We start from the raw sequence: 20721 nt of genomic DNA on the forward strand, positions 1-20721 counted from the left end.
ATTCTAAACAGTTTTAAGATTTGTCATCATATCCATATTCATGGATCTTACAGCTGTACGTTTAAAAATATTAGGATCAGAAAGTTCGAGGGTTTTCTTAGATCAATTTGAGGAGCGGTGAGGTTAGAAATTTCTAATGAAAATAGGAGGAGCTGTCAGATCTGCTAAATTCCATATTTCATCATTGTGACCCATTTCTATAGTAGTGATTTTCATCAAACATCAATTAAATTAACCTCGGTGTCGATCTTTATTCCATAACGATCGTGAACTGCTTTTTGAACTTTATGAGCTACTTCCAGGATTTCTTTCCCAGTAGCGTTACCATGATTTACCAATACGAGCGCTTGCTTGTCGTGAATGCCGGCGTCACCATACCTTTTCCCTTTAAATCCAGACTGATCTATAAGCCACCCAGCAGGAACTTTTACATGCTCTTCATCTACTTGATAGGAAGGCATTTCTGGATGCATTCTTATCAGGTCTTCATATTCAGCTCGTTTAATAACTGGGTTCTTAAAAAAGCTACCGCTATTACCTAATATTTTAGGGTCAGGCAATTTGGAGCTTCTAATATGGATCACAGCTTGAGATACTTTTTGAATACTGAGATCACCATCCAGTCGTTTCAACTCTTCTTGTAGAGCGCCGTAGCTTGTTTTAAAATCGTAATTATCAGTTTTGTTAAGGTCGGTAAGCTTAAAAATTACTGAGGTAATGACATACTTGCCAGCTGCTTCATTTTTAAAAACAGAATCTCGATAACCAAATTTACAGTCGGCTAAAGACAGTGTTTTTTCTTCTAACGTTTTGATATCTATGATCGTACAGCTGTCAAAAGTATCTTTGAGTTCCACTCCATATGCACCTATGTTTTGAATAGGTGATGTACCTACATTACCGGGAATAAGGGACAGGTTTTCTATACCTGCAAAGTTTTTTTCCATGCAATAAAGTACAAAGTCATGCCAGTCTTCTCCTGCCATGACTTTTACATATACCTCATTTTCTATTGTTTCCGTTACCTCTATGCCTTTTAAAAGAACATGAATGACTGGTTTTTGAACATCATTAATAAGCAACATATTACTTCCACCGCCTAGTAGAAAAACGTCCTGATCGTGGTAATAACCTAGGGCTTCTTTTAATTCGTGTAGGGATGCTGGTGCTGTGTACGCTTTAGCGAAAGCAGAAATACCAAAAGTATTGTGTTCCTTTAAGGGAAAATGATGTTTAATTTCTATCATCCTTTATAGGCCTTCAAAGCACGATCTAAGATACGAATAGATTTCTTAAGAGATTCTTTTTCAAGAACATAAGCGATTCTTATTTGGTTTTTTCCCATGCCAGGTGTGCTGTAGAATCCTGCAGCTGGGGCCACCATAATGGTCTCACCATCCAGCTCAAATTCTTCTAACATCCACTGTGCAAAAACATCTGTATCTTCTACTGGAAGTTGAGCGACACAATAAAAGGCGCCTCCTGGATTTGCTACTTCAACACCTTCTATTTTTTTAAGTCCATCTATTAGAATATCACGACGCTCTATATATTCAGTGATGACTTCGTCAAAATATTCCTGTGGGGTGTCTAGGGCAGCCTCTGCAGCGATTTGTGCAAAGCTAGGTGGGCTTAGTCTGGCTTGAGCAAACTTCATTGCTGTTGCCATCACTTCTTTGTTTTTAGAAACCATACAGCCTATACGAGCTCCACACATACTGTAGCGTTTAGAAACAGAATCGATCATAATGGCATGCTCTTCAAGACCCGGCATGTTCATCACAGATAAATGCTGGCGTCCATCATAAGCAAACTCTCTATATACTTCATCAGAAACTAGGAAAAGATCGTGCTTCTTTACAAGAGCAGCTAATTGATCCATTTCTTCTTGTGTGTATAAATAGCCTGTAGGGTTACCTGGATTACAGATAAGAATAGCTTTGGTTTTATTCGTTATCAGTTTTTCAAACTCGCCTATAGCCGGTAACGCAAAGTTGTTTTCTATATGAGTTGAAATAGGCTTTACGGTAACACCGCTTGCCGTAGCAAAGCCATTGTAGTTAGCATAAAATGGTTCTGGAATAATCACTTCATCTCCATAGTCACAAATGCTTCCCATAGCAAAAAGTAAAGCCTCACTACCACCAGTAGAAACAATGATATGCTCACTTGTGAGATTCATATTGTTTTTATTGTAGTAAGTGGTAAGCTTATCTCTATAAGATTGATTTCCTGCGCTGTGACTATAAGAAAGAACCTCCATATCTGCATTTTTAACCGCATTGATGGCTTGTTCTGGTGTTTTTATATCTGGTTGACCAATATTGAGTTGGTATATATGAATTCCGCGAGCGGCTGCAGCTTCTGCATAAGGAACTAATTTCCTTACAGGCGAAGAAGGCATATTTTGTCCTTTTTCAGAGATTTGTGGCATAGTAATTTTTTAAAATGCAAAGGTAATACTTGCGTAAGGATAGACAAAAGACTTTGACAATACCTTATATTTATATATCATGAAAAATTTGTTGTTTTTTTTATTATACTTTTGTATTACTCCTGTAGTTGATGCACAAGTAGTTGATAAACAGGAGGGTTTTGTTTTAGAACCAGGAATTGACAAGGAAAAAATTTCATTTGAATCTTATTCCAATTTGATCATTATTCCTGTTAAAGTTAATGATGTTGATTTCAATTTTATTCTAGATACTGGAGCAACAAAAACAATAATTTTTAATTTAAGAGGTATAGACTCTTTAAGTATTAAAAAGGGTAAATATATTCAAGTAAACGGCTACGGTAAAAAAAAATCAGTAAGGGCCTATCACTCCCTAGGAAACCGTATTGAAGTAGGAAAACACATTATAAATAAAGACGCAGAAGTTTTAGTTCTAGGCGATACAGAGATAGACATGTCACCTAAGCTAGATGTGGAGGTTCACGGTTTGTTAAGCGTGGATTTTTTAAAGAATTTTATTTCTCATATAGACTACGAAGACTCTTATGTAAAGGTTTTTAACAATTTTGATGATTTGCCTAATTTTTTACGCAGAGCAAAACAATTTGATATGAACATAAAGATCAATAGGCCTTTTGTAAATATCAATCTTGATAACGATTTGGTAAAAGGTGATTATGAGCTGCTTATAGATACGGGGAGTGGAGATGCATTATGGATATTAAATGAAATAGGGAAGGATGCGATTTTCAAAAACAGTTTTGAGGATTATTTAGGTTTTGGAATAAATGGCAACATATACGGACTTAGAACAAAGGTCAATTCTTTAAAACTTTTTAATTCTACATTGAAAAAAGTGGCAGTTTCTTATCCGTATAAAGAATACCACAGTATTAAAAAAACTAGTTTCACCCATGACGGTAGTTTGGGTGGGGAGGTACTCAGGAGGTTTGATGTAGTTATCGATTATCCAAATAGAAAGATCAGTATGATTCCCAATAGGAGTTTTGATGAAGGCTTTTATTACAACATGAGTGGAATAGGGGTGCAAAAAGGAGAATTAGACTTGTTTACGACCTATGGAGTAAAAGACTTTACTGATCGTAAAGTAGGCTATGGAAATTCAACCAGTACGATTACCACTATTGATGTTTCCCAAAGAGTTCGATTAAGTTATCAATACGTGTCTAAGATATATGTAGATTATATTAGAGAAGGTTCTCCTGGAGATAAGGCAGGGATAGTAGTAGGGGATCAAATTATTGGTATTAATCGTTACAATCAGAGACAGCTCACCATGAATAAAGTTACGGAGCTGTTTTTTAAAAATCCCTATAAGAAATTGAAAATTAGAATTAAAAGAGGCGATAAAATATTTAAGGTGGAAATGGTCAATGTTCCTCTTGTCTTATAATTAGTTATTTTTAGGTATAACTTCACCTTTTAATCGCAACGGAATAGGGTTTTGATTAATATTTGCATAAACGGTAATCGTTTTTACGATAGGTCCTACTTTTTTGGTTTCATATTTTATTTTGATTTCTCCGGTTCCTCCGGGAGCGATAGGCTTTTCAGGTTTTGATAAAATGTCACATTTGCAAGAAGAGTAAATCTTGTAGATTTTCAAGGGGTTGTTTCCTGTATTTTTAAAAGTAAATGTTCTAATGCCATCACTTCCTTTTTCTATTTTACCGTAGTCCATTGTAGTAGATTCAAATTCTATAGTAGTAAGAGGGTCCTGTACAGAGTTGTTCTGTGCTACTGAGGCACTAGAGAACAATCCGGTAAATAAAATTATGAGTAAATTTTTCATCATTATTTATTTAAGTATTAAAAGTAAACTATCGAGCTTAAAGTGACTGTTAATGCTGCTTATATTTTAAGTTAATAGTATTTTTGTATTACAATTCCAAAAACTGAGCCAAACATGTCCTTAGCGTCAAAATACGATTCCAAAGCTACCGAAGAAAAATGGTACAAATACTGGATGGAAAACGATTTTTTCACCTCTGTACCAGATGAAAGAGAAAGTTATACGATAGTAATTCCGCCACCTAATGTGACAGGAGTCTTACACATGGGGCACATGTTAAACAATACGATTCAAGACGTGTTGATACGTCGCGCACGTCTTAAAGGATACAACGCTTGTTGGGTTCCTGGGACAGATCACGCATCTATCGCTACCGAAGCAAAGGTGGTAAAGAAGTTAAAGGATCAAGGCATTGATAAAAATGACTTGACCCGTGAAGAATTTTTACAACACGCTTGGGACTGGACTGATGAATACGGTGGCATTATTCTCGAGCAACTTAAGAAATTAGGAGCGAGTTGCGACTGGTCTCGTACAAAGTTTACTTTAGATGACGATATGTCGGCATCGGTCATAAAGGTGTTTATTGATTTGTACAACAAAGGATTGATTTATCGTGGTTACCGCATGGTCAACTGGGATCCAGAAGCAAAGACGACTTTAAGCGATGAAGAAGTTATTTATGAAGAGCGCAATGGTCATTTATACCATTTAAAATATCAAATTAAAGGAAGCAAAGACTTTGTAAGCATAGCGACTACTCGTCCAGAAACTATTTTAGGGGATACAGCAATTTGTGTACATCCAGATGATGAGCGCTACACGAGCTTGGTGGGTAAAACGGTTATCGTACCTATCGTAAATCGAGAAATTCCAGTAATTGCAGATTCTTATGTGGATATGGAATTCGGTACCGGAGCTTTAAAAATCACTCCTGCACATGATGAAAACGACAAGAAAATAGGAGAGACACATGGCCTAGAGGTGATCGATATCTTTAATGAGGACGCTACGTTAAATAGCTTTGGATTGCATTATGAAGGTAAAGATCGTTTTGTAGTGCGTAAAGAAATTTCTAAGGAACTTGAAGAAAAAGGTTTTCTTATAAAGAAAGAAGACCATGTTCATAAAGTAGGAACTAGTGAGCGTACAAAAGCGGTTATAGAACCCCGACTATCTGACCAGTGGTTCTTGAAAATGGAAGAACTTGCAAAGCCTGCTATCAAAGCTGTTAAGGAAGATGTTGTGGAGTTGTTACCACCTAAATTTAAAAGCACCTATTTCCACTGGATGGAAAATGTACGGGATTGGAATATCTCGCGACAGTTAATGTGGGGACAACGTATTCCTGCATACTATTACGGTGATGGAAAAGATGATTTTGTTGTAGCCAATAGTCTGGAAGAGGCTGTTACGCTTTCGCGAAAGCGAGCTCATAACAACAACCTACAACCAGATGATTTACGTCAAGAAAATGATGTTCTCGATACCTGGTTCTCTAGTTGGTTGTGGCCTATAAGTGTGTTTAATGGTGTTTTAGAGCCAGAAAACGAAGAGATCAATTACTATTATCCTACTCGTGATTTAGTTACTGGGCCAGATATTTTATTCTTTTGGGTTGCTCGTATGATCGTTGCGGGATATGAATTACGTGATGAAAAGCCTTTTGATAAAGTATACTTAACAGGATTAGTTAGAGATAAGCAACGTCGCAAGATGTCTAAGTCTTTAGGTAATTCTCCAGATGCGTTAAATTTATTAGAGGAATATGGCGCTGATGGCGTGCGTGTTGGATTGTTATTAAGTGCTGCAGCAGGAAATGACATCATGTTTGATGAAGATCTTTGCCAACAAGGAAAAGGCTTTGTAAATAAAATGTGGAATGCCTTCAGACTCATACAAGGATGGGAAGTGGACAAATCACTAGAACAGCCACAACATTCTGCTCAAGGAATTGCATGGTATACCAGCCGTTTTAATCAAGTACTTACAGAAATTGAGGATCACTATTCTAAATACAGAATTAGCGATGTGTTGATGACCTCTTACAAATTGATCTATGATGATTTTTGTGGATGGCTATTGGAAATTATTAAACCAGAATACCAGCAGCCTATAGATCCAAAAACCCTTGCTGAGGTTTTTGCATTATTAGAAGATAACATGAGGTTGATGCATCCATTTACTCCCTTTATTACAGAAGAAATATGGCAAAGTATTTCTAACCGTACAGTAGAAGAAGCTTTATGTATCAATACATGGCCACAAGGTGGGACTACAGATCAAGAATTACTAACTGATTTTGAATTGGTACAAGAGGTTATTTCAGGTATAAGAACGGTGCGTAAAGAAAAGCAAATCGCTTTTAAAAACCTGATCGAGTTGAAAGCCATCAATAATGAAAATCTCGATACAAAATACAACGCATTGATTCAGAAAATGGGTAATGTTTCTAGTGTTGAGGTAATTACGGAGCAAGTTGCTGGTGCTGCCAGTTATCGAGTAAGGTCTAATGAATACTTCATACCTTTAGAAGGAAACATAGACGTGGCTGCCGAGTTAGAAAAACTAGAAGCGGAGCTCAAAAGAGCTAAAGGCTTTTTAACAGGCGTACAAAAAAAGCTCAGTAACGAACGATTTGTAGGTAGCGCTCCAGAACAAGTAGTGGCGATAGAAAAGAAAAAAGAAGCTGACAGCCTTGCAAAGATCGAAACGATTGAGGCAAGTATAAACGCTTTAAAATAAACTTAGTCGTGAAAAAGGTATTCAATGAGGCTTTGTTGGTCTTGGAATGCCTTATGAGGTTTTATTGTTTTTAAATTTGTGAAATATATTGTGATAAAATACAACAAATTATGAATCCATTTGTAACTATAGTAGTTGTTTTAGGCGCCGCTGTTTTATGTTTAACAGTACTCGCTATTTATATTCTTAGGAAAAAGGATTGATCACCTCCTTTTATCAAAAAGAAAAGCCTCCGAAGAAGATTTCTTTGGAGGCTTTTTAAATATTATGATCGTCTAACTAGCTTTATAATTTGATACAACGCGGTTAGGGTATTTATTGCCAAGGTTTGGGATACAGTTTTTCAACGATCTTTATATACCTTCTTTTTGCTTCAGCTTTAGATATGGATTGTACTTGAATAAGGGCGTTCATTTTAAAGGCGCTTCTCAAATCATTTGATTCAAAACTACGGTTACTCACATAAGGTTCGTTAATGGCTCGCTTGTAATACGCATACAAATGTAGTTGTAGGTCTGGTGGCACTAAAGATTGTTCTTCAGAGGACGCTTTAGCGAAAGCGTTATTAAAATCAATATCAAGTTCTTTTTCTGTCATCTAGAAAGTAGCCAGTACGGTTTCTCCTCCTTTTACCTTTTGATTCAATTCTACGGTAATTAGCGTGTCTACAGGTAGATAAACATCTACGCGGCTTCCAAATTTAATAAAACCGCTGTCATTTCCTTGTATAATAGTCTGGTTTTCTTCAGCATAGTTAACAATGCGCTTAGCAAGTGCTCCAGCAATCTGGCGGTACATCACCTGTATTTTATTCTTGTGATTAATCACTACAGTGGTGCGTTCGTTCTCTTCACTTGCCTTAGGGTGCCACGCTACAAGGTATTTACCGGGATGGTATTTACTGTAAGCTACTTTTCCTGAAATAGGGTATCTGGTCACATGCACATTGATAGGGGACATGAAAACAGATATCATTAAACGTTCTCCTTTGAAGTACTCTTTATCAATAACCTTTTCAATCACTACTACTTTTCCATCTACTGGAGAAATAACAGTAGAGTCGCTTAATGTTACATTTCTTTTAGGGTTTCTAAAGAATTGCAGAATGATAAGCAGTAGAATTATGGTGATAGCCGATAAGCTTATCTGTAGCATTTGAGGTATAGCGATAAGCCATATGGCACTCATTATAATTATAGTAATTACAAATGCAATGAATATACTTTGATTTCCTTCTTTATGAAACATAATTGATAATTAGAAAAGTTGCGTAAGCAAATGGAGCTGCAAATATAATACTGTCCATGCGATCAAAAATCCCACCGTGACCTGGCATAATACTACCGCTATCTTTTACTTCTGCTTGTCGTTTTATTTTACTCTGAATTAAATCTCCTATGGTGCCAAAGAAGGCTACTACAAAGGCAATGATCATCCAGTCCCAAACACTGTAGTTAATAATTCCTATGGATTCTAAATAAAAGAAAAGTCCAGCACCAGCAGCAATGGCCATAACTAATCCTCCGATAAAACCTTCAATGGTTTTTTTTGGAGAAATACGTTTCATAAGCTTGTGCTTTCCAAAGTTCTTACCAAAGAGGTAAGCAAAGCTGTCATTGGTCCAGATAATCACAAAAATACCTATGATCAATTCTTCTTGGAATGAATCCTGAACGAAGTTGGTCTTTGCCACGACGTCTGGAATTAAAGCTAAAAACAAGCTGCTTCCAATTAAATACAGCAAGGCTATGATGTGTTTTTTAGTGTTAAAAAGTGCAATCCTATCTACGAGAACTAAATCCCTTATAAGGTATATATTGACCAATAATGTCGCTATGAGGAGCAGGTAAATAAACTCCATCGATACACTTTTCCATACTAAAAAATAATAAGCGATAGGAAGTATAGGATAGATGAACCATTGTCTTAACCTAATCATGGGCATCAACTCCAAAAGACAAATAAAAGCAAAGGCACAAAATAAAATAATAAACACATCTCTTGAAAATAAAGCGCTTAATACCACAAGAGATACATAAACGATTCCAGAAATGGAACGAGTAATTAATTCTCTCATGTTATAAGTCTTCTAAAAGTAGTAGGTAAAGTCTTTTATTAGGTACTCCGTAATTCATCAAATCTTTTTCTTGTTTAGGAGCAGCTTCTTTAAAGTTCTTGAGCGTAGTTATATTAGTAGGTATATGTCCTTGACTATTGTGTTTGATGCCTCTTAGTCCTTCTCCAATCGATTCTACTATCTGGCTTGTACTAGCTAGTATGACATAGGTATCGGGCAGGTCTACTGGTTTAGTTTCTTTTATTTGTCTAGAAGAAAAAAGAATGGCTCCATTATTTGCAATTACATATTCACAAGTGCCTAAAAAGAATTCACCACGAAAATGAGTAGCAGAGTAGTTTAAGTTAAATCCTTCAAAGCGTTTAGTGAGTTGCTCGTCAAAACACAAGACATTTTTCTCAAAATAATCATGTTCCACAAGAATGTCTTCAAAATGTTGCTGGATCTCCTTTTCATCGATAGCATAAAGAAATCTACCCCCTTGATGTTGGAAATTATGAATAAATTCCTCATCTAAAGGAGGTTTTTCATCAGGCATATATTTAGAACGTTCTTCATTAGAACCCGCAATAGGGTCAGAATCAGAAGTTTTCTTAAAAAATCGTTTAAATATATTCATTGCCTGTGAGCAGCATTTTAAGGGATTAACGTAAATATAGTTACTTAAATCAATGCTAGCAAACTATTCTTCCTCATCAGCCGGTGGAGTTCCATTTAAAATAGGTCGAGTAGAAGATTTTAAGGATACCGCTTGCTCTTTGATGAATGGTCGTTTTCCAAATATCTTCTCTAAATCATCTTTAAAAATCACCTCTTTTTCTAAAAGAATTTCAGCAAGCTGCGTGAGCTTATCTTTATTTTCTTCTAGAATTTTTATAGCACGATGGTATTGTTCTTCAATAATTTTTGAGATTTCTTCATCTATTATAACAGCAGTTTGTTCACTATAAGGTTTAGTCATAGAATATTCTTGCTGCCCGCTAGAATCGTAATAAGTAATGTTTCCTACTTTTTCATTAAGACCGTAAATGGTGACCATAGCACGAGCTTGTTTTGTAACTTTTTCAAGATCACTTAATGCGCCTGTAGATATATTATTAAAGATTACTTTTTCTGCAGCTCTACCACCCATAGTGGCACACATTTCATCCAGCATTTGTTCTGGACGCACGATTTGTCTTTCTTCAGGTAAGTACCAAGCGGCACCCAGAGATTGTCCTCGAGGAACAATAGTAACCTTTATTAATGGAGCAGCATGCTCTGTCATCCAGCTTACAGTTGCATGGCCAGCTTCATGAAAAGCAATTGTTTTCTTCTCGGAAGGAGTGATTAATTTATTTTTTTTCTCAAGGCCACCTACGATTCGGTCTACCGCATCTAGAAAATCTTGTTTTCCAACAGCCTTTTTACCATTTCTAGCGGCTATAAGAGCAGCTTCATTACAAACGTTTGCAATATCAGCTCCAGAAAATCCAGGAGTTTGTTTTGCTAGGAATGTGGTGTCTAATTCGTTCTCTACTTTCTTTAAAGGTCTGAGATGTACTTCAAAGATCTCTTCTCTTTCTCTTACGTCTGGCAGGTCTACATAAATTTGTCTGTCAAAACGTCCGGCACGCATCAATGCTTTGTCAAGAATGTCGGCACGGTTTGTTGCAGCTAATACGATTACATTAGTATTCGTTCCAAAACCATCCATCTCTGTAAGAAGTTGGTTCAATGTGTTTTCTCTTTCATCGTTAGAACCGGACATGTTAGACTTGCCACGAGCGCGACCTATCGCGTCAATTTCATCGATAAAAATAATAGCAGGAGATTTTTCTTTTGCTTGTTTGAATAAATCACGTACTCGACTGGCACCTACACCAACAAACATTTCTACAAAGTCAGATCCACTCAAAGAGAAGAACGGCACCTTTGCTTCACCGGCAACAGCTTTTGCTAAGAGTGTCTTACCTGTCCCCGGAGAACCAACTAATAAAGCTCCTTTGGGAATTTTCCCACCTAGAGAGGTGTATTTTTCAGGATTTTTAAGGAAATCTACAATTTCTTGTACTTCTTCTTTTGCACCTTCCAGTCCAGCAACATCTTTAAAGGTGGTTTTAACATCAGTCTTTTGATCAAACAACTTTGCCTTTGATTTTCCTATGTTGAAAATTTGTCCGCCGCCACCGCCAGCACCGCCGCCGCTCATACGTTTCATTAAAAATAACCAGATCCCGATGATAAATACAAAGGGGAGTATGGATATTAATAGATCTGTTATACCTTCATCTTCGCGGTCAAAAGCAAGTCTGGTTTCTGGACTCGACGTATTTATAGCCAGTTTTAATTGCTCTTCAAAGGATTTTGCATCACCAAATTCTACCGTGTAGTTCGGCAATTTAACCCCACCGAAAGATGGTGCTTTTGCGCTAGGTTTATATTTGGTTAGAGCAAGCGCATCTTTAGTCATAAAGACCTGAGCAACTCCTCTATTACTTACTACTACTATACTGTCTACTTCCTGATTTTCAATCGCTTTAAAAAACTCGTTGTAGGTTAGTTTTTTAGTCTGATTGAAGGAGTTATTAAATAAACTATACCCTACAAAAAGTAAAGCTATAGGAACAATGACCCACCAAATATTAAATTTAGGCTTCCCTTGACCAGGCATTAAATTTGGTTTTTTTTTGTCCTGTTCTTTATTATTGTTTTCTGACATCTTTTGTTTGTGATCTTGTTAATAAGTACTTTCTATAGTGGTAAACTTTGCATCACCCCATAATTCTTCTAAGTCGTAATATTCTCTAATATGTTTTTGAAACACGTGTACAACTACATTTACATAATCCATAAGAACCCATTCTCCTTGATCACTTCCTTCTACATGCCACGCATTTTCATGGAGTTGTTTGCTTACTTTTCTTTGAACAGAGTTTACGATCGCGTTTACTTGTGTATTTGACGTACCATTACATATAATAAAATAGCTAGTTACTGTGTTTTCTAATTCTCGTAAATCAAGTATGGTAATGTTATCTCCCTTTACATCCTCTATTCCGGTTATAATTTGAGTAATAAGGGCATCGGTAGAAACTGTATCTTTAGTCATTAAATATTTTTTGTGTGGACAAATTTATTCTTTTTTTGATCTAGGTTTATTAAATTACCCATAAACTAACGAATAAATCTTCATTTTGAACATAGTCAAATTACATGCCACTACATCCACTAATGATGAGTTGAAATCTCGCTTTCGCGAAAGCGAGCTGCCGCACCTAACCACCATCTATACGATGGAACAAACTAGAGGTAAAGGTCAGCAAGGGGCAATATGGATCTCTGAAAAAGGTAAAAACTTAACATTCAGTATATTAATAACTAAAAACATTCAACATCTAACACCTTTTTTAGTTAATCAAACCGTATCTGTGACTATAGTCGAATGGTTAAAACGGGAATTACAAGTGCAAGCAAAAATTAAATGGCCTAACGACATCCTGTCAGTTCAACATAAATTGGCTGGAATTCTTATTGAAAACTTTTTTTCTGGAACAAAATTAACTCACGCGGTAGTCGGTATAGGTCTCAATGTAAATCAAGAAACATTTGAAAGTTTGCCTAGAGCTATCTCTTTAAAAAATATAACAGGACGCGAATTTGATTTAGAAAGCTTGCTTATCAGTTTTTTAAGTCTGCTTAAAAACAATTTACGCGACCCGTTAAGAGTCGCGCAAGAGTATAATAGGTATCTTTTTAGGTACAATCAGATGACTTCATTTAAGTCTTCCAAAGGAAGTTTTGAAGGGGTTGTTAAAGGAACCGACCCAGACGGGAAGCTTTTATTGCAAATTAATGATGTGTTAAGCTCCTATGAACTTAAAGAGTTGGAATGGATGTATTAGATCTTTTCTAATCCGTTAGCTAGTTGTTCTAAAAATTTATTGATAGGTCCCTTGATCATCATGGCCATCATAGCATTAAAATCTCCATCAAATAATAATTTTGCCTCAGATCCATTTGCAGCTTCACTGATGTTGCAAGTAAGTGTAAAAGCAAGTTTATCGCTTGTAGATCCTAATACTACTTGTGAATGAGGAGTTTTATCTGTTAAAGCTAGCGCTATTTCAGGCATTCCTTTAAGCCCAAAGAGGAACTTGTCTTCACCTTTAAGTTCAAACTTGGTGTCCTCTGGCATTAGATTTTTAAAATTTGCTACCTGAATTAGAAAATTATATAATTCTTCAGGATTTTTTTGTGTTTTTGCTACACGACTTTCTAGATTCATGTTGTTTAATTAAACGTTCCAGTTGCTAGGATCTTTTCTCCAGCTTTTTAATAATTCTATTTCTTCCCCTTTAAAATGTCCAGCCTGAGTAGCTTGGTCGATAAGGTGATCATAATCACTTAAAGTAGTTAACTCTAAGTTATGTTTTTTAAAATTGTCTACTGCAAAATCAAAGCCATAAGAGAATAGCGCGAGCATTCCTTTTACATCAGCTCCAGCTACCTGAAGTGCCTCTGCAGCATTGATACTGCTTTTACCGGTACTGATAAGGTCTTCAATGACCACGACTTTTTGTCCTTTCTCTAGATGTCCTTCTATCTGATTCTGTCGGCCGTGCTTTTTTGCTTCGGGCCTAACATAAATAAAAGGGAGGTTCATATAATCGGCAACCAGCATACCTATTCCTATTGCTCCAGTAGCTACTCCTGCGATCACATCTGGTTTGCCATACAGCGTTTCCATACGCGTCGCTAGTTGTTCTTTTAAGAAATTTCTAATCACTGGATAAGAGAGTGTTACTCTGTTATCACAGTAAATAGGAGATTTCCATCCACTTGCCCATGTAAAAGGTTCTTGTGGTTGCAATTTTATTGCTTTAATTTGCAACAACAACTCAGCAGTTTTTATTGCTATATTCTTATCTCTAACCATGGGGCAAATGTATAAAGTTTTTGTGAAAGAGGTCGCGATAATCGTCACCTCTGATAAAAGCACCTTCAAAGATCATAATACCTTTAATATTAAAAAGGTAAATTTTAAAGAACTTGTTCAACAAATCGAAAATAAAGAAATCGATAATGTGGTTTTATATTCTAAAAATGAATCCAAGCTCTTGAAAAGACTTCACAAGTTGTTGCCTCTAGTTATTGCTGGTGGAGGGTTGGTCTTGAACCAAGATAACGATTTCCTTTTTATACATCGCAATGGAAAATGGGACTTACCTAAAGGAAAAGCAGAAGAGGGTGAAACCATAGAACAAACCTCTATACGAGAAGTAGAAGAAGAAACAGGTGTTAGAGATCTTCAAATTACCAATTACTTAGGACATACCTATCACACTTTTTCTAGAAAAGGAAAACTTAAATTGAAGTTGACACACTGGTTTATCATGGAAACAGACTTCCATAAGAAGCTTAAACCTCAAAAAAACGAAGGGATCGACAAAGCGGTGTGGCTCAACAAAGAAATGGCGATCCTAGCTTTGAAGGATTCTTATGCTAATATTAGAGAGCTTTTTCCAGACGACATGCTAGTTGATGATGCGCGATAGATCTAAGTAATGAGTTAACTGGTAAGCATCTATTTCCACGATCACAGTATTGTTTAAAAAATCAAATTCTTGAGGTAAATTTACTTTCTTAGAGAGTCTTAGGTTTTTGGAAATGTCACTGTTAAATTGAAATGCAAGACCACTGCTCTCAAAATCTTTGGGGTTAAACTGAAATGCAGTGTTGCGCACATATTCTATAAATTTATTTTGTAAGTCCCCTGCAGGAATCTCGTTTATTAGATTTGCTACGGCTTGTTGTAAGTTGGCGTCAAATATAATTTTTATATCCCCTTGTTTATGCTCTGGAATAAGATCACTTAAGTGAATCTCTTTCAATTCTGGTTTTAAGAACGTTTTTAAAAGCCTTCCTTTTTTACTGCTGCTGGTATATTCCAATTCATAACTGGTGAATTTTTCTACATCAGAGACAAAAACGGTATTTAAATCCAAAAGTCCTTCCTTTTTTTGTTCCCTACATAAAACACGCTCTCTTCTATTTGTAAAGGTGTCAAAAAGGTTTTTTAATGGCGTTCCTTGAACATAAGTAACGTCTATAAAGTCTCTTGTTATCAGTCCGGTAATCGCAGCGTTTAGAACCTTATCTGCAGCAGTTTTTGAGTTGAAATTAGGGATGGAATATTGGTAGTTCTTCCCGTTGCATTCCACGCTTCTTTCTAACAACTCGTAAGAAATGGTTCCTTCAACTTTTAGCTCGGTGATAGGGGTTTCTTCAGGAGTCTTTTTCTGGTCCTTACAGGATAATAATGTGATGCAACTAATAATTAAAAGGATCTTCTTCATTTTTTATTCCATTTATAAATAGGGTAAGTTAAATACGCTTTCTCATAGTTAGGACTGCGTTTATGTATCCAGTCCAGTTGCTGGTAATTACTTTCCCTAAAGTCTTTGTTTACCGTTTTTAAGGAGTCAAACTCTTTTTTCAAAGCCGTATTCTCATTTAGAATTTTTTGAGCAGTAGATTCAAATACATAACTAGAAAAGCCTTCTTTTTGTTGAAGTATGGTGTCAAAGTAATTCCATTTAAAAAAGGAATCTTGTCCAGTCGGTTCCAGAGTTTCCATGATATATCTAATACCAGGTTGACGGGTTGGGATGATCATATCGCTTTCGCGAAAGCGTATTTCTACAACTTCCTCTTCCACTTGTACTTTAGAGTGAGGATAATGCCCTTCGTAGGCACTTGTGGCAGTTCTATAGCTTGCAATGTGGTATTTAGTAACGTTTAAAGTGGTGTCCTGCGGTAAGAACTCCATCTGTATCTGGTTGTGTCGCATCAATTCAATGATTTTCCATTGACTTTGGGGTACTATGTAATAGTCAGGAATGGAGACACTATCTGTGGCTTTGAAGTAATTATGGTAAGCTGTTTTTTTATTAAAAGGTTGATTGCGATCATAAGTCATCAAGTCGTTTCCTGTCAAATCATTGATACCTATTACAGCTTCATAACCTAAAAAATCCAATGTATCGGCTTTAGAATTGTCCAAAGTATAATTCATCGCATAAGAGGCAGACGTTTTATAAGTCTTAAAAGAATCAGCACGAACTTTTTTGATTTCTGCAACGTTCTCAGAGCCTATAACAATCATTTCTTCCATAATAGCTTGAGTACCTAATACACGATCTTTATAAGGCTTCAACATGTGCGTTTCTACCATCATTCCTAGTGTATTCCACAAGCTGGTGTAGCCAGTAGAGTATCTTGGGTAATCCATAAATTGAGAAAAACCCTTCTCTGGTGAAGAATTAAAGACATTCACATAGGGAGTAATAGGTAAATTTCTTGCTGCAAGTCGTGTTTCTAATTCTGGCTGTAACTTCGTGTGAAGGTAATTTCCTGCTGCATTTCCCAACTTGTTGTGTTGAGTGAATAGGTGCGTTAGCGTGTATTGATAATCAGCTCCATTGCTGACGTGATTATCGATAAAAATATCTGGATTGATTTTATGGTATATCTTATAAAAGGCTAACGCATTGCGAGAGTCCGCTTTTATAAAGTCTCGATTCAAGTCGTAATTGCGGGCATTACCTCTAAAGCCGTAGGATTCTGGACCGTTTTGATTGGTACGAGTGGACGTATTGCGATTTAAAGAACCACCTACATTATAAACAGCAATAGCGCTAAAAATCAAATTGTCAGGTGCATCTACCTTTCCAGTCGCAAGATCCCTTAAGAGCATCATGCTAGCATCTATACCGTCACTTTCTCCCGGGTGAATCCCATTGTTGATCAAGATTTTAATGTTGTTCTCGTTTGCACTGTTCCAGTCAATGGACTTTCTTGAAAAACTTATGAGATGCAACGGCTGACCGCTATCAGTGAGTCCTACTTCCTCTAATTGAACACTAGTGAAGTCTGCAGCTAGCTTTTCGTAAAAAGCAATAACCTCTTCATAGGTAGCCGTTTGGTTACCATTCCCATTTTCAAAAGGCGTAGGATATGCTTTAGCGTCTTGAATAGCTTGAACAGCTTGTTTTTTACTGTCCGCCCCACAAGAGCTCAATAGCAAAGCAGCAACTAAAAGTGTGATAATTTTGTTCATTTTATGTTTTTATGTTTCTGTATTTTTTCACTCTAAGCTCTCATTTCTCAGCACTTGATCAATACGGCGTCAAAAGCCCCATCCACATCTATCGTACAAGTTCAAAACAGGATCACTTTTAAAACTTGGAGTAGCAATGGAGTAGTTTGATAAATAGAAAATCGTTCTCCTCTAACCTCCAACTTCCAACTTCCAACCTCCAGCTTACAACCTTATATCCTGACTGTATCCGGTACTAAACTGGTGTAATCACCATTATTTCTAATAACGTCTCTAACAATAGAAGAAGAGATATAACTTTTTCCTGAACTGGTAAGTAAAAATACGGTTTCAATTTCAGACAGTTTTCTGTTGGTATGGGCAATAGCTTTTTCAAATTCAAAGTCGGCTGGATTGCGCAAGCCTCTGAGTATAAAAGCGGCATTTTGTTCTTTACAAAAATCAATGGTCAGTCCAGAATAGGTCATCACTTTGATTTTATGTTCCTTTCCAAAAGCATCTTCGATAAATCTTTTGCGATCTTCTAGTGAAAACATATATTTTTTGTCGGCATTAATACCTATTGCGATTATAATTTCATCAAAGAGTCCCAATCCTCTTTCTATAATATCATAGTGACCTAAGGTAATCGGGTCAAAACTTCCTGGGAAAACTGCTCTTTTCATTTTTTATGGGTTTTGATGGTGTGTTCTATAAGGCGCGTCAGTACTGTTTTCAAGCTCTCACCAGAGGCTTTAATTTGTTTAGGAATGATGCTTTCTTCACTCATGCCAGGATTTGTATTGATTTCTATAAAGTGTGGGACATTATTATGAAAGATAAAGTCAGCTCTTGCTAGGCCTTTTAATTTTAGGATTTGGTAAATGCGGGAGGTAATATCCTGCACAGAAGTCATTTGTTCTTGAGGTATACGTGCAGGAGTTATTTCTTGAGACTTTCCTTGGTATTTTGCTTCGTAGTCAAAGAAGTCATTTTCACTTACTATTTCTGTAGGGAATAACACTTTAATTTTGTTTCCAGTTTGATACACACCTACCGAAACTTCTGTACCATCGAGAAAGGATTCAATAATAATCTCTTCATCTACGTCAAAGGCTTTCTCTAATGCAGCAGTCATTTCTTCCCTCTTATATACTTTAGAGACTCCAAAACTACTGCCACTGCGATTTGCTTTAACAAAGCAGGGTAGTCCTACGGCAGCAATTATATTATCGAGATCAATTGGATCGCCTTGATTGATATAAATATGTTCACCAGTTGTTATGTTCCAGGGTTTTAAAACAGCAATACAATCTCTCTTGTTAAAGGTTATGGCACTTTGATAATAATCACAAGAAGTCTGTGGAACATTAAGAAGTTCCAGCATGGCTTGTAACTTTCCATCCTCACCAGGAGTTCCATGAATAGTATTGTAACAACAATCAAAAGTTATTTTCTCGCCCGCTACCGATAAACTAAAATCATTTTTATCAATTTCATACCGCTCTCCAGCAGTGTCTTTATAGTACCAACCTTCTTTTAAAATCGCTACAGCATAGATCCTATAAAGATCAGTGTCTATGTGCTGTGCAATGACAGCGCCACTTTTCATGGAGATTTCCCACTCGTGAGAATAACCACCCATTAATACTGCAATGTTCTTCATAAGTTCATTTTTCGCTTAAGCGTAAACAACAAAGTTAAAAAAGATGTCGTTCTAAGAACCTATTCTATCCTTATCTTTGTTCAATATATTAACGGTTTGAAAAAAAATACAGTTTTTCAACCTTTAAAAACATTAAAATTCTATGAATTTCTTCAGATTCATTTTTACTAAAACCTTTTGGATTCAAGTAGTTATAGCTGTTGTGGCAACTATAATACTCTGTTTTGCTTATTTATTTTGGCTGGATTGGTACACCAACCACGACCAGAGAATAGAAGTCCCTAATCTAGAAAAACTTTCGCTAACAGAAGTAGATGAACAGTTAGAAGTGTTAGATTTACGTCGTAAAATCATCGATAGCGCGAGCTACAACCCTGCTTACAAGCCTAGAACAGTGATGGAACAAGATCCATTAGCAGGTAAATTTGTAAAAGAAAACAGACAAATTTATATCAAATTAAACGCATCAGGTTATGGGAAGGTAACAGTGCCTAATTTGATTTACAAAACCAGAAGACAAGCTATTCCTACATTAGAAGCATTAGGATTTAAAATAGGACAGATCACTTACAAGCCTAATATTGCCGAAAACACCGTTTTAGAAATGCGTTATAAAGGAGTGACTTTGAAACCAGGGTCACAATTGAGTAAAACATCTACCATAGATTTAGTCTTAGCAGACGGTAATAACCCATCAGCAATAGCACAACCTACAGATAATGAATAAAGAGTTGGAACACGAAGATCTCGACGATCAACAAAAACACGAGCATTATCACTTTGTAGCAGGTAGTGGACAAGATCCATTGCGTGTTGATAAATACGTAATGAATTTTATTGAGAACGCCACACGTTCTAAGATACAGCAAGGGATCAAGGATGGTGCAGTTACTGTTAATGGCGCTATTGTAAAATCGAACTATAAAGTAAAACCTCACGACGATATTAGAGTGTCCTTTGACCATCCACCACACGAATCACTGTTGGTGGCAGAAGATATTCCTTTGAATATAGTTTATGAAGATGACTATGTAGTAGTAGTCAATAAACCAGCAGGAATGGTGGTGCACCCGGGGCACGGGAATTATTCTGGAACCTTGATCAATGCGCTCCTTCATCATTTTGAAAACCTTCCTAACAATTCCAGCAACCGCCCAGGACTTGTCCATAGGATTGATAAAGACACCAGTGGTTTGCTAGTCGTTGCAAAAACAGAAGAGGCAATGGCCTACTTATCGGCTCAATTTGCTGCCAAAACTAGTGAGCGCGAGTACATCGCCATTGCCTGGGGTAATTTTAACGAGACCTCTGGAACCATAGAAGGAAATATAGGGCGTCATCCTAAAAACCGTCTGCAAAATACGGTATGGTTGGGTGATGATGCAGATAAAGGGAAGCCCGCTGTGACCCATTATCAAGTGGAGGAAGATTTAGGATATGTAACGGTAATCAGTTGCCGCCTAGAGACGGGTCGCACGCACCAGATACGTGTCCACATGAAATTTATAGGTCACACACTTTTTAATGACGAGCGTTATGGAGGCGATAGAATTCTTAAAGGAACCAACTTTACTAAATACAAGCAATTTGTAGATAATTGTTTTAAAGTACTCCCGCGTCAGGCTTTGCACGCTAGGACTTTAGGCTTTGAACATCCACATACTAAGGAATGGATGAGTTTTACTAGCGATGTACCGCAGGATATGGTAGAATGTATCGATAAGTGGCGTATTTATGCTACTAATTCTAAAGATATGTAAGAAGAGGTTGTCTAAGATCTCTTTTTCTTTTTCTATCTTGAAATGCTTGTTTGTCATGAGGTAGCTCAAGGCGAAAACAAGATACCAAGCCTTTATTCCCCACTTCTTACTAGTGCTATCTCCAT

Annotated in this window: 21 protein-coding genes; 6 read left to right on the forward strand and 15 right to left on the reverse strand. The window is 36.6% G+C overall.

Annotated elements, in window-relative coordinates:
- Window positions 1–215: 215 nt before the first annotated feature.
- The gene (murB, locus tag F0365_RS08585; protein ID WP_206071333.1) at window positions 216–1244 is read right to left on the reverse strand and encodes a UDP-N-acetylmuramate dehydrogenase; all 1029 of its coding nucleotides are present in this window, start codon (window positions 1242–1244) and stop codon (window positions 216–218) included.
- Complete coding sequence (locus F0365_RS08590; RefSeq protein ID WP_169933321.1) at window positions 1244–2434, reverse strand: pyridoxal phosphate-dependent aminotransferase; 1191 nt, start codon at window positions 2432–2434, stop codon at window positions 1244–1246. The genes murB and F0365_RS08590 overlap by 1 nt, the downstream gene beginning before the upstream one ends.
- A gap of 79 nt (window positions 2435–2513) precedes the next feature.
- Between F0365_RS08590 and F0365_RS08595 the strand changes: the two genes are divergently transcribed.
- Complete coding sequence (locus F0365_RS08595; RefSeq protein WP_169933322.1) at window positions 2514–3869, forward strand: aspartyl protease family protein; 1356 nt, start codon at window positions 2514–2516, stop codon at window positions 3867–3869.
- Here F0365_RS08595 and F0365_RS08600 read toward each other — a convergent pair whose 3' ends face one another.
- Window positions 3870–4268, reverse strand: coding sequence for a DUF1573 domain-containing protein (locus F0365_RS08600; protein ID WP_169933323.1), 399 nt, complete (start codon window positions 4266–4268; stop codon window positions 3870–3872).
- Window positions 4269–4382: 114 nt separating this feature from the next.
- Between F0365_RS08600 and F0365_RS08605 the strand changes: the two genes are divergently transcribed.
- Window positions 4383–7013, forward strand: coding sequence for a valine--tRNA ligase (locus F0365_RS08605; RefSeq protein ID WP_169933324.1), 2631 nt, complete (start codon window positions 4383–4385; stop codon window positions 7011–7013).
- A 315-nt stretch (window positions 7014–7328) separates the two neighbouring features.
- On the opposite strand, the gene F0365_RS08610 is transcribed toward F0365_RS08605, so the two are convergent.
- The 6 genes from F0365_RS08610 to rsfS form a co-directional block, all read right to left on the reverse strand.
- The gene (locus tag F0365_RS08610) at window positions 7329–7610 is read right to left on the reverse strand and encodes an acyl-CoA-binding protein (RefSeq protein ID WP_169933325.1); all 282 of its coding nucleotides are present in this window, start codon (window positions 7608–7610) and stop codon (window positions 7329–7331) included.
- Window positions 7611–8261: a phosphatidylserine decarboxylase family protein gene (locus F0365_RS08615; protein ID WP_169933326.1), complete on the reverse strand. Its 651-nt coding sequence runs from the start codon at window positions 8259–8261 to the stop codon at window positions 7611–7613.
- Complete coding sequence (locus tag F0365_RS08620; protein WP_169933327.1) at window positions 8251–9090, reverse strand: phosphatidate cytidylyltransferase; 840 nt, start codon at window positions 9088–9090, stop codon at window positions 8251–8253. The genes F0365_RS08615 and F0365_RS08620 overlap by 11 nt, the downstream gene beginning before the upstream one ends.
- A gap of 1 nt (window position 9091) precedes the next feature.
- Window positions 9092–9709, reverse strand: coding sequence for an LUD domain-containing protein (locus F0365_RS08625; protein WP_169933328.1), 618 nt, complete (start codon window positions 9707–9709; stop codon window positions 9092–9094).
- Between the two features lie 63 nt (window positions 9710–9772).
- Complete coding sequence (gene ftsH / locus F0365_RS08630; protein ID WP_410505442.1) at window positions 9773–11791, reverse strand: ATP-dependent zinc metalloprotease FtsH; 2019 nt, start codon at window positions 11789–11791, stop codon at window positions 9773–9775.
- 18 nt (window positions 11792–11809) lie between these two features.
- The gene (gene rsfS / locus F0365_RS08635; RefSeq protein ID WP_169933329.1) at window positions 11810–12181 is read right to left on the reverse strand and encodes a ribosome silencing factor; all 372 of its coding nucleotides are present in this window, start codon (window positions 12179–12181) and stop codon (window positions 11810–11812) included.
- 85 nt (window positions 12182–12266) lie between these two features.
- On the opposite strand from rsfS, the gene F0365_RS08640 reads away from it, so the two are divergent.
- The gene (locus F0365_RS08640) at window positions 12267–12974 is read left to right on the forward strand and encodes a biotin--[acetyl-CoA-carboxylase] ligase (protein ID WP_169933330.1); all 708 of its coding nucleotides are present in this window, start codon (window positions 12267–12269) and stop codon (window positions 12972–12974) included.
- Here the strand turns inward: F0365_RS08640 and F0365_RS08645 are convergent.
- Both F0365_RS08645 and pyrE read right to left on the reverse strand, forming a co-directional pair.
- Complete coding sequence (locus F0365_RS08645; RefSeq protein ID WP_169933331.1) at window positions 12971–13357, reverse strand: SRPBCC family protein; 387 nt, start codon at window positions 13355–13357, stop codon at window positions 12971–12973. The two genes, F0365_RS08640 and F0365_RS08645, sit on opposite strands and share 4 nt — an antisense overlap.
- A 9-nt stretch (window positions 13358–13366) precedes the next feature.
- The gene (pyrE, locus tag F0365_RS08650) at window positions 13367–14008 is read right to left on the reverse strand and encodes an orotate phosphoribosyltransferase (RefSeq protein WP_169933332.1); all 642 of its coding nucleotides are present in this window, start codon (window positions 14006–14008) and stop codon (window positions 13367–13369) included.
- Window positions 14009–14015: 7 nt separating this feature from the next.
- On the opposite strand from pyrE, the gene F0365_RS08655 reads away from it, so the two are divergent.
- Window positions 14016–14627 (forward strand): NUDIX hydrolase, encoded by a 612-nt coding sequence (locus F0365_RS08655; protein ID WP_317169814.1) that lies wholly within the window; start codon window positions 14016–14018, stop codon window positions 14625–14627.
- Here the strand turns inward: F0365_RS08655 and F0365_RS08660 are convergent.
- The 4 genes from F0365_RS08660 to F0365_RS08675 all read right to left on the reverse strand — a co-directional run bounded on the left by F0365_RS08660 (window position 14607) and on the right by F0365_RS08675 (window position 18836).
- On the reverse strand, window positions 14607–15428 hold the full coding sequence (locus tag F0365_RS08660; RefSeq protein ID WP_169933334.1) for a hypothetical protein: 822 nt from the start codon (window positions 15426–15428) through the stop codon (window positions 14607–14609). The genes F0365_RS08655 and F0365_RS08660 overlap by 21 nt on opposite strands.
- Window positions 15425–17191, reverse strand: coding sequence for a M14 family metallopeptidase (locus F0365_RS08665; RefSeq protein WP_169933335.1), 1767 nt, complete (start codon window positions 17189–17191; stop codon window positions 15425–15427). Before F0365_RS08665 ends, F0365_RS08660 begins: the two co-directional genes overlap by 4 nt.
- 212 nt (window positions 17192–17403) lie before the next feature.
- Complete coding sequence (gene coaD, locus F0365_RS08670; protein WP_169933336.1) at window positions 17404–17856, reverse strand: pantetheine-phosphate adenylyltransferase; 453 nt, start codon at window positions 17854–17856, stop codon at window positions 17404–17406.
- Window positions 17853–18836 (reverse strand): D-alanine--D-alanine ligase, encoded by a 984-nt coding sequence (locus F0365_RS08675; RefSeq protein ID WP_169933337.1) that lies wholly within the window; start codon window positions 18834–18836, stop codon window positions 17853–17855. The genes coaD and F0365_RS08675 overlap by 4 nt, the downstream gene beginning before the upstream one ends.
- 142 nt (window positions 18837–18978) lie before the next feature.
- Here F0365_RS08675 and F0365_RS08680 point away from each other — a divergent pair, with 142 nt between their 5' ends.
- Window positions 18979–19563, forward strand: coding sequence for a PASTA domain-containing protein (locus F0365_RS08680; RefSeq protein ID WP_169933338.1), 585 nt, complete (start codon window positions 18979–18981; stop codon window positions 19561–19563).
- Window positions 19556–20596, forward strand: a complete 1041-nt coding sequence (locus tag F0365_RS08685) for an RluA family pseudouridine synthase (protein ID WP_169933339.1) — start codon at window positions 19556–19558, stop codon at window positions 20594–20596. The genes F0365_RS08680 and F0365_RS08685 overlap by 8 nt, the downstream gene beginning before the upstream one ends.
- The last annotated feature ends 125 nt before the right edge of the window (window positions 20597–20721 follow it).

It is taken from the genome of Nonlabens sp. Ci31 (genome assembly GCF_012974865.1).
In the GTDB taxonomy this organism is placed as follows: domain Bacteria; phylum Bacteroidota; class Bacteroidia; order Flavobacteriales; family Flavobacteriaceae; genus Nonlabens.

What these genes read in the sequence shown, in the direction of transcription:
- F0365_RS08590 (WP_169933321.1), bottom strand. Translation starts at nt 2,434, where the DNA reads ATGCCACAAATCTCTGAAAAAGGACAAAATATGCCTTCTTCGCCTGTA.
- F0365_RS08595 (WP_169933322.1), top strand. Translation starts at nt 2,514, where the DNA reads ATGAAAAATTTGTTGTTTTTTTTATTATACTTTTGTATTACTCCTGTA.
- F0365_RS08600 (WP_169933323.1), bottom strand. Translation starts at nt 4,268, where the DNA reads ATGAAAAATTTACTCATAATTTTATTTACCGGATTGTTCTCTAGTGCC.
- F0365_RS08605 (WP_169933324.1), top strand. Translation starts at nt 4,383, where the DNA reads ATGTCCTTAGCGTCAAAATACGATTCCAAAGCTACCGAAGAAAAATGG.
- F0365_RS08610 (WP_169933325.1), bottom strand. Translation starts at nt 7,610, where the DNA reads ATGACAGAAAAAGAACTTGATATTGATTTTAATAACGCTTTCGCTAAA.
- F0365_RS08615 (WP_169933326.1), bottom strand. Translation starts at nt 8,261, where the DNA reads ATGTTTCATAAAGAAGGAAATCAAAGTATATTCATTGCATTTGTAATT.
- F0365_RS08620 (WP_169933327.1), bottom strand. Translation starts at nt 9,090, where the DNA reads ATGAGAGAATTAATTACTCGTTCCATTTCTGGAATCGTTTATGTATCT.
- F0365_RS08625 (WP_169933328.1), bottom strand. Translation starts at nt 9,709, where the DNA reads ATGAATATATTTAAACGATTTTTTAAGAAAACTTCTGATTCTGACCCT.
- ftsH (WP_410505442.1), bottom strand. Translation starts at nt 11,791, where the DNA reads ATGTCAGAAAACAATAATAAAGAACAGGACAAAAAAAAACCAAATTTA.
- rsfS (WP_169933329.1), bottom strand. Translation starts at nt 12,181, where the DNA reads ATGACTAAAGATACAGTTTCTACCGATGCCCTTATTACTCAAATTATA.
- F0365_RS08645 (WP_169933331.1), bottom strand. Translation starts at nt 13,357, where the DNA reads ATGAATCTAGAAAGTCGTGTAGCAAAAACACAAAAAAATCCTGAAGAA.
- pyrE (WP_169933332.1), bottom strand. Translation starts at nt 14,008, where the DNA reads ATGGTTAGAGATAAGAATATAGCAATAAAAACTGCTGAGTTGTTGTTG.
- F0365_RS08655 (WP_317169814.1), top strand. Translation starts at nt 14,016, where the DNA reads ATGTATAAAGTTTTTGTGAAAGAGGTCGCGATAATCGTCACCTCTGAT.
- F0365_RS08660 (WP_169933334.1), bottom strand. Translation starts at nt 15,428, where the DNA reads ATGAAGAAGATCCTTTTAATTATTAGTTGCATCACATTATTATCCTGT.
- F0365_RS08665 (WP_169933335.1), bottom strand. Translation starts at nt 17,191, where the DNA reads ATGAACAAAATTATCACACTTTTAGTTGCTGCTTTGCTATTGAGCTCT.
- coaD (WP_169933336.1), bottom strand. Translation starts at nt 17,856, where the DNA reads ATGAAAAGAGCAGTTTTCCCAGGAAGTTTTGACCCGATTACCTTAGGT.
- F0365_RS08675 (WP_169933337.1), bottom strand. Translation starts at nt 18,836, where the DNA reads ATGAAGAACATTGCAGTATTAATGGGTGGTTATTCTCACGAGTGGGAA.
- F0365_RS08680 (WP_169933338.1), top strand. Translation starts at nt 18,979, where the DNA reads ATGAATTTCTTCAGATTCATTTTTACTAAAACCTTTTGGATTCAAGTA.
- F0365_RS08685 (WP_169933339.1), top strand. Translation starts at nt 19,556, where the DNA reads ATGAATAAAGAGTTGGAACACGAAGATCTCGACGATCAACAAAAACAC.